Here is a 4692-nt window from a genome sequence, read left to right as displayed (position 1 = left end):
CTTTCCGAAAGTCCTTGACTTGTTTTAGTTTTTCTATTAAGCTCAACATATCTTTCAAAAGTTCGCGTTCACTTCTCATTTTACCTGACAGTGATCGCTTTTACTTTTGATATTCTGATGGGAGAATGAAACAGCCCTACCCTTATCAAGGGGGGCAGGGGGGATCGAACCTAAAATCCATTTTTAATTTAATTATAACCAGCTACTTAACAGATAAAAGTTGCAGACAGGATGCAGGTGATCGGTTACGCTTCGATATACTGGCAATAGGTGGCTGGTTGGGGAATTGGCAGCCCTTGCTCTTGTAAACCATCCAGATGAAATTGAATTGCTTCTTTCATATTTTCTGTGATTTCCTCTAGGGTTTTACCGGTAGTAACACAACCGGGTAAATCGGGAACATAAGCGGAATAGTTATTTTCAGCTTTTTCGATAATAATCGCATAACGCACGATTTCTATTCCTCAATTATTTGATTTAATTTTTCCTTGAAAATCGTTGCTATTTCTTTATAGGACATCGTTTGAGGTGCGGGATATTTAAACCCGTCTTTTTTTCGGCTTAATAATACTTCTAGTGCTTCACTAAAAATAGCTTCTTCATTTCGATGTTCCGAAAGATACTGACGGAGTTCTGCGTTAGTCATTTCCGAAGGTGATTTTTTCATAATTCAAAGTTCCAATTCCCCTGTTCATCGATTAAAATGATTAGAAAGCAATTGACAGATAAAGATAGCGGTATTTTTCTATCAAGGAAAAGTTTTGTAAATTTCTCTACGATGTGCGACCCGTTGACAGATGATGGTTTGATTGGGTTTATCAATAGTCAGGCCAATCCTATAATCTGCAACTCTAATTTTATATTTATCTTTATGTCCTTTCATTTTATCGAGATAGCCTAATTCAAAAGGATTGTCAGTTTCTAATTCGGAAAATACGATCAACTCAACGCGAGATTGTATGTCTTTTGGCAAAGAGGCTAATTCTTTTAAAAATCTCTTTTTGTATTCAACCTTCCACATTTTTGTTTTTAAGCGATTCTAAATATTGTAAGGCTTTTTCTTTGTCTAGGATTTGATCATTTTCAACTTCTTCGATGAGTTTTCCCAGTCCGTAATCCTCTAGGATTTCTTCGATTTTTTCAAATTCAGCAATGGGAATCTGAACGGCAATCGGCTTTTGATCTTTGTCTAATACATAGCTTTTGTTAATTTCTAGCATTTGGTTCTCTCAATAGTATCATTTTCGCTATTTTTTGTCATGTTTTGGGCGGTATTTAACCGAACTAATTTTCTACCACTTTTCGCTTGTCTCTCCCTCCAATCGGCGCAAATCGCTTTTATATCGTAGTTGAAAGACTTGGCGTGTTCTTCTCTAATCTTATGAATTTCTTCGAGTATTTCATCTTCCCACATGGCTCATTCTCCCATTAACTCGTAAGGTGTACAGATTAGCGGTAATTTGTAGCCGAAATCCGCGCATATATTGAGAAGTTTTTTCTGAATTTGAGCATTAGTAATATGTTTACAGTTCCATGTTAACAGATAAAAGTTGCGGACAGGATAAAGATAGCGGTATCTTTCTGTTAGGTGTTATATTCTACAAGTCCTCGCGGGGAAAAATACGCAAAATGTCACGAGCAAAACGAGAACTAATCCCAGGCTATTCCTATCATATAACCATTCGCTGTAATAACCGAGAATTTCGCCTGACCCGTCTAGAATGCCGACAGGTATTACTCTACGCTATCAAAAAAGCGATCGAAAAGTACGGATTCAAACTCTACGCGCTCTGTGTGATGAGTAACCATATTCACTATCTCATCGAACCGAAAGACGCGGAAGACTTACCCAAAATTATGCACTGGTTGAACTGGTACACCGCCATGTGTTTTAACCGAATGCTGAATCGAACTGGTCACTTCTGGGAGAAACGCTATCACAGTAGCGGTTTTCCCACCACGGATACTAAGCGAGCGCTGAATACCCTACGCTATATTCACGCCAATCCGAAGGCTGCGGGAGTCCAAGTCGGATTCTTCTACGATTTTAGCGATTACGGGGTCTATGACCGACTCGGAGACGATGGCTTAACCACTTGGCATCCTGCGTTTTTGAGTCTGGGAGAAACCCTAGAGGAATGCGCGGCCAAATATCGCGGATTCTGCAAGAAATACCGGCCGCGACCGAAACCGGAAACCCGCAACCACTGGGGAAGTAAGCTACTCGCGGGGATAAAGCCGAAGAAAAGGTCTAAAAAATCCTCTCCGGGCCAATTGTCTCTCTGGTGGGAGGAATGGGAGGAAGTCACCCCAGAAATTCTCGCGGTGGCGGATCAGTTCGTTTTTGCCAACGCCTACAACCCCCGCGTCGCCGGGGACATACTACAATCATGTCGCAGACCGGACGGGGGGCCTGGGTGACAGGTATCGAAAACCAAGAACCCGCAAGGCTTCGTGGAAAATCAACCCGATACAATTCTTAAAAATTGGCTGTAACCTTTATATGTTACATTTTACAAGTCTCGACGCGAGAGAAGAAATCCCTCACTCCCTACCCCCTCCCCCATCACCCACCCCACTTCTCCAATCAACTCTTCCCACGCATGGCTAGACGACGTAGGGAGGTGTCCTAGGGGTGCTTTTAGGTCAAAAGTAACATATCCGTAGTATATCCAGATATTATTCACTCGCCAGCCTACTCTATCTCCGAAAGCGTTCCAAACTCTTTCATTATACTCCCGCGTCCCACCGAGTTCGCGGTAGATTTTCGCCTGCACGGAAAAACCAAAGCGACCGCCACTATATTTAACCCATAATTGGTCAATGGTTCGCAAATCCTCGCAGGGAAAATTATCGATATCTTCTACCCGTAGCCATCCCTCTTTTGTTCGGTTAGCTACCTGTAGCATCACTCTTGCGGTTTCTTCGTCCGCTTGCTTCCATTGCTGCCGTTTTAATAAATCCTCTAAGTTCCGATAATCGATTCCTTTGGCACTTTTTAGTTCGATTTCTTCCAGTTTCGGTGCTGCGGGTTTCGGGGTTTCTGTTATCGTTTTCGCCGACTCGCGATTTATCGGTTCCGTTTTAGGGGAAGGTGGGACGGGTTGTTGTGCTAGTTTCAGGGTAATCCGGTCATAAACTTTTAAAACCTTCGGATTCGTGGGGTCTAAGGCTAATACTCGCCTCATTAACTGTTTTGCTTCTTCTAGTCTCCCGTCACCTTCTAAATCTAACGCTTCCTCTCGCAGTAACGCGATATCGGTGATAGTTGCTTGTTTCGGTAACAGAATCAGATGATTCTTGTAGTTTGGTTCGACGGTGGAGTGGGGAGTCTGCGGGGGTTTGTTGTATTGTCGGTTGATTTCCGGAACTCGATGGAATAGATGATTACAAAGTCTCTCCACCGTCGCGCAATTCCTTTCCCCCTCAATTCGCAAAGCCTCCAGAAGCGCGTAGGTAAACGAACTCATTCCCAAAGCGGGAATTTGATAGGATTCTTCCCCCGGACTACAGGAAGCGATGGTAATCACTCCCTGTTGGGGTTTTCCTCCCGCGGATTTATTGCCGAATCGCGTCTCGTTCCGGCAAGAGTCCAACAACAGAATGATATTATCCGCGCCGCATTTGCGTAAGCGTTGGGTGAGATAGGTGAGAGAAATGGTGGTATCTGGGAGCAATTGGGAGTGTCCATCGTGGGGAACGAGGTAATCCTGTTCCTGATGTCGTAATCCGTGGCCACTGAAGAAAAACCAGAAGTTATCCCCCGTCTCCAACTGCGGGGACTCGAAAAATTCATGGAGGAAGATTTTTAAATTTGTGGCGGTGGGTTTCGTTTCTAGAAAAGTACCGCTAGGCGTTTTAATGGGGTCAGAATCATCGGTAAAGAGGAAAACCATGTCAAACTTGGCTTCTTCTTTACAATAGCGAAACATAGCCTTCGCGTCTTCGATGGCGCAATCTAGCTTGTTAAAGTGTCCCTGTTTATAGGCTGTAATGCCGATGATAAATGCCCAGTTCGCCATTAGTCCGCAGTCGGTGTGTTTTTCTCGTCTCGCTTGAATTTTAGGGTTAATCCGCCTTTAGTGCCGGTCTTAATCCCCGTCCCTAACAATTTTACTTCACCTTCTCCGGTAATCTCTACGCAAAGCTCTACTTCATCGAGTTTAAAACCGGTTTGCTCGTTGACCTGTTTCTGTGCTTGATTGAAGACTTTGCCGATAAGCTGGAGAAAATGGGAGAGTTCTGTCTCTAACTTCTCTATGCTCACTTTTACGCCGCGAGTCGCAGCTTCGGTGATAGTTTTCCTCGTGTCCCAGGGATTGTCATAGGTGTCGTTTCCTTTCGCATCTTTATCGGGGGTGACGGGGGTATCTTCTGCGGTGATAATCCAAATAGTTTCTTCTGGCATAGCGCTCTCGTTTTTCGGCAATGGTTCTCCTTTATTATTCTAGTTACCCATTGCTAACTCACCTATAGAGATAGGGGTTAATAGTCCCAAAAAAGGGGGTTTAAATACCCCCAAAGCTCATAAGTTTTATGTTTTAGAGTATTGGTTTTAAACCGTTTCTACCAAGGGACGGGTTAACTTATCCAACTGTTGGGTTAACAGACTCAGGAATAAACCCACATCGGTGACGATACCCACGGATTCTACGGAACCTCGATCGCTTAATTTTGTCACCACGGCCGGGT

At 43.7% G+C, this 4692-nt stretch carries 9 protein-coding genes; 1 reads left to right on the top strand and 8 read right to left on the bottom strand.

Features of this window, described 5'->3' with window-relative positions; genetic code table 11:
• Positions 1-245: 245 nt before the first annotated feature.
• The 5 genes from PX481_RS15805 to PX481_RS15785 all read right to left on the bottom strand — a co-directional run bounded on the left by PX481_RS15805 (position 246) and on the right by PX481_RS15785 (position 1414).
• A complete protein-coding gene (locus PX481_RS15805) occupies positions 246-452 on the bottom strand; it encodes a type II toxin-antitoxin system HicB family antitoxin (protein ID WP_012267433.1) in 207 nt (68 codons plus the stop codon).
• Between the two features lie 5 nt (positions 453-457).
• Positions 458-667 carry a DUF6887 family protein gene (locus PX481_RS15800; protein ID WP_288025962.1) on the bottom strand — a complete coding sequence of 70 codons (210 nt, stop codon included), beginning with the start codon at positions 665-667 and terminating at the stop codon, positions 458-460.
• An 81-nt stretch (positions 668-748) separates the two neighbouring features.
• On the bottom strand, positions 749-1021 hold the full coding sequence (locus PX481_RS15795; RefSeq protein WP_288094937.1) for a type II toxin-antitoxin system RelE family toxin: 273 nt from the start codon (positions 1019-1021) through the stop codon (positions 749-751).
• Positions 1008-1220, bottom strand: coding sequence for a RelB antitoxin-like protein (locus PX481_RS15790; protein WP_002763396.1), 213 nt, complete (start codon positions 1218-1220; stop codon positions 1008-1010). Before PX481_RS15790 ends, PX481_RS15795 begins: the two co-directional genes overlap by 14 nt.
• The gene (locus PX481_RS15785) at positions 1214-1414 is read right to left on the bottom strand and encodes a hypothetical protein (protein WP_016516387.1); all 201 of its coding nucleotides are present in this window, start codon (positions 1412-1414) and stop codon (positions 1214-1216) included. Before PX481_RS15785 ends, PX481_RS15790 begins: the two co-directional genes overlap by 7 nt.
• A gap of 215 nt (positions 1415-1629) precedes the next feature.
• Here PX481_RS15785 and PX481_RS15780 point away from each other — a divergent pair, with 215 nt between their 5' ends.
• Complete coding sequence (locus tag PX481_RS15780; RefSeq protein WP_149974946.1) at positions 1630-2421, top strand: transposase; 792 nt, start codon at positions 1630-1632, stop codon at positions 2419-2421.
• Positions 2422-2513: 92 nt separating this feature from the next.
• Here the strand turns inward: PX481_RS15780 and PX481_RS15775 are convergent, their stop codons facing one another.
• From PX481_RS15775 to PX481_RS29760, 3 genes are all read right to left on the bottom strand, one after another.
• The gene (locus PX481_RS15775) at positions 2514-4022 is read right to left on the bottom strand and encodes a GUN4 domain-containing protein (protein WP_288094936.1); all 1509 of its coding nucleotides are present in this window, start codon (positions 4020-4022) and stop codon (positions 2514-2516) included.
• The gene (locus tag PX481_RS15770) at positions 4022-4408 is read right to left on the bottom strand and encodes a Pepco domain-containing protein (protein ID WP_287669827.1); all 387 of its coding nucleotides are present in this window, start codon (positions 4406-4408) and stop codon (positions 4022-4024) included. Before PX481_RS15770 ends, PX481_RS15775 begins: the two co-directional genes overlap by 1 nt.
• A 147-nt stretch (positions 4409-4555) precedes the next feature.
• A partial coding sequence (locus tag PX481_RS29760; RefSeq protein WP_353852195.1) for an ornithine cyclodeaminase family domain occupies positions 4556-4692 on the bottom strand: 137 nt, incomplete at its 5' end.

The sequence above is a fragment of the Microcystis sp. M53603_WE2 genome (assembly GCF_030065435.1).
The sequence above is the reverse complement of the archived record's forward strand: the minus strand, read 5'-3'. Positions and strand labels throughout refer to the sequence as shown.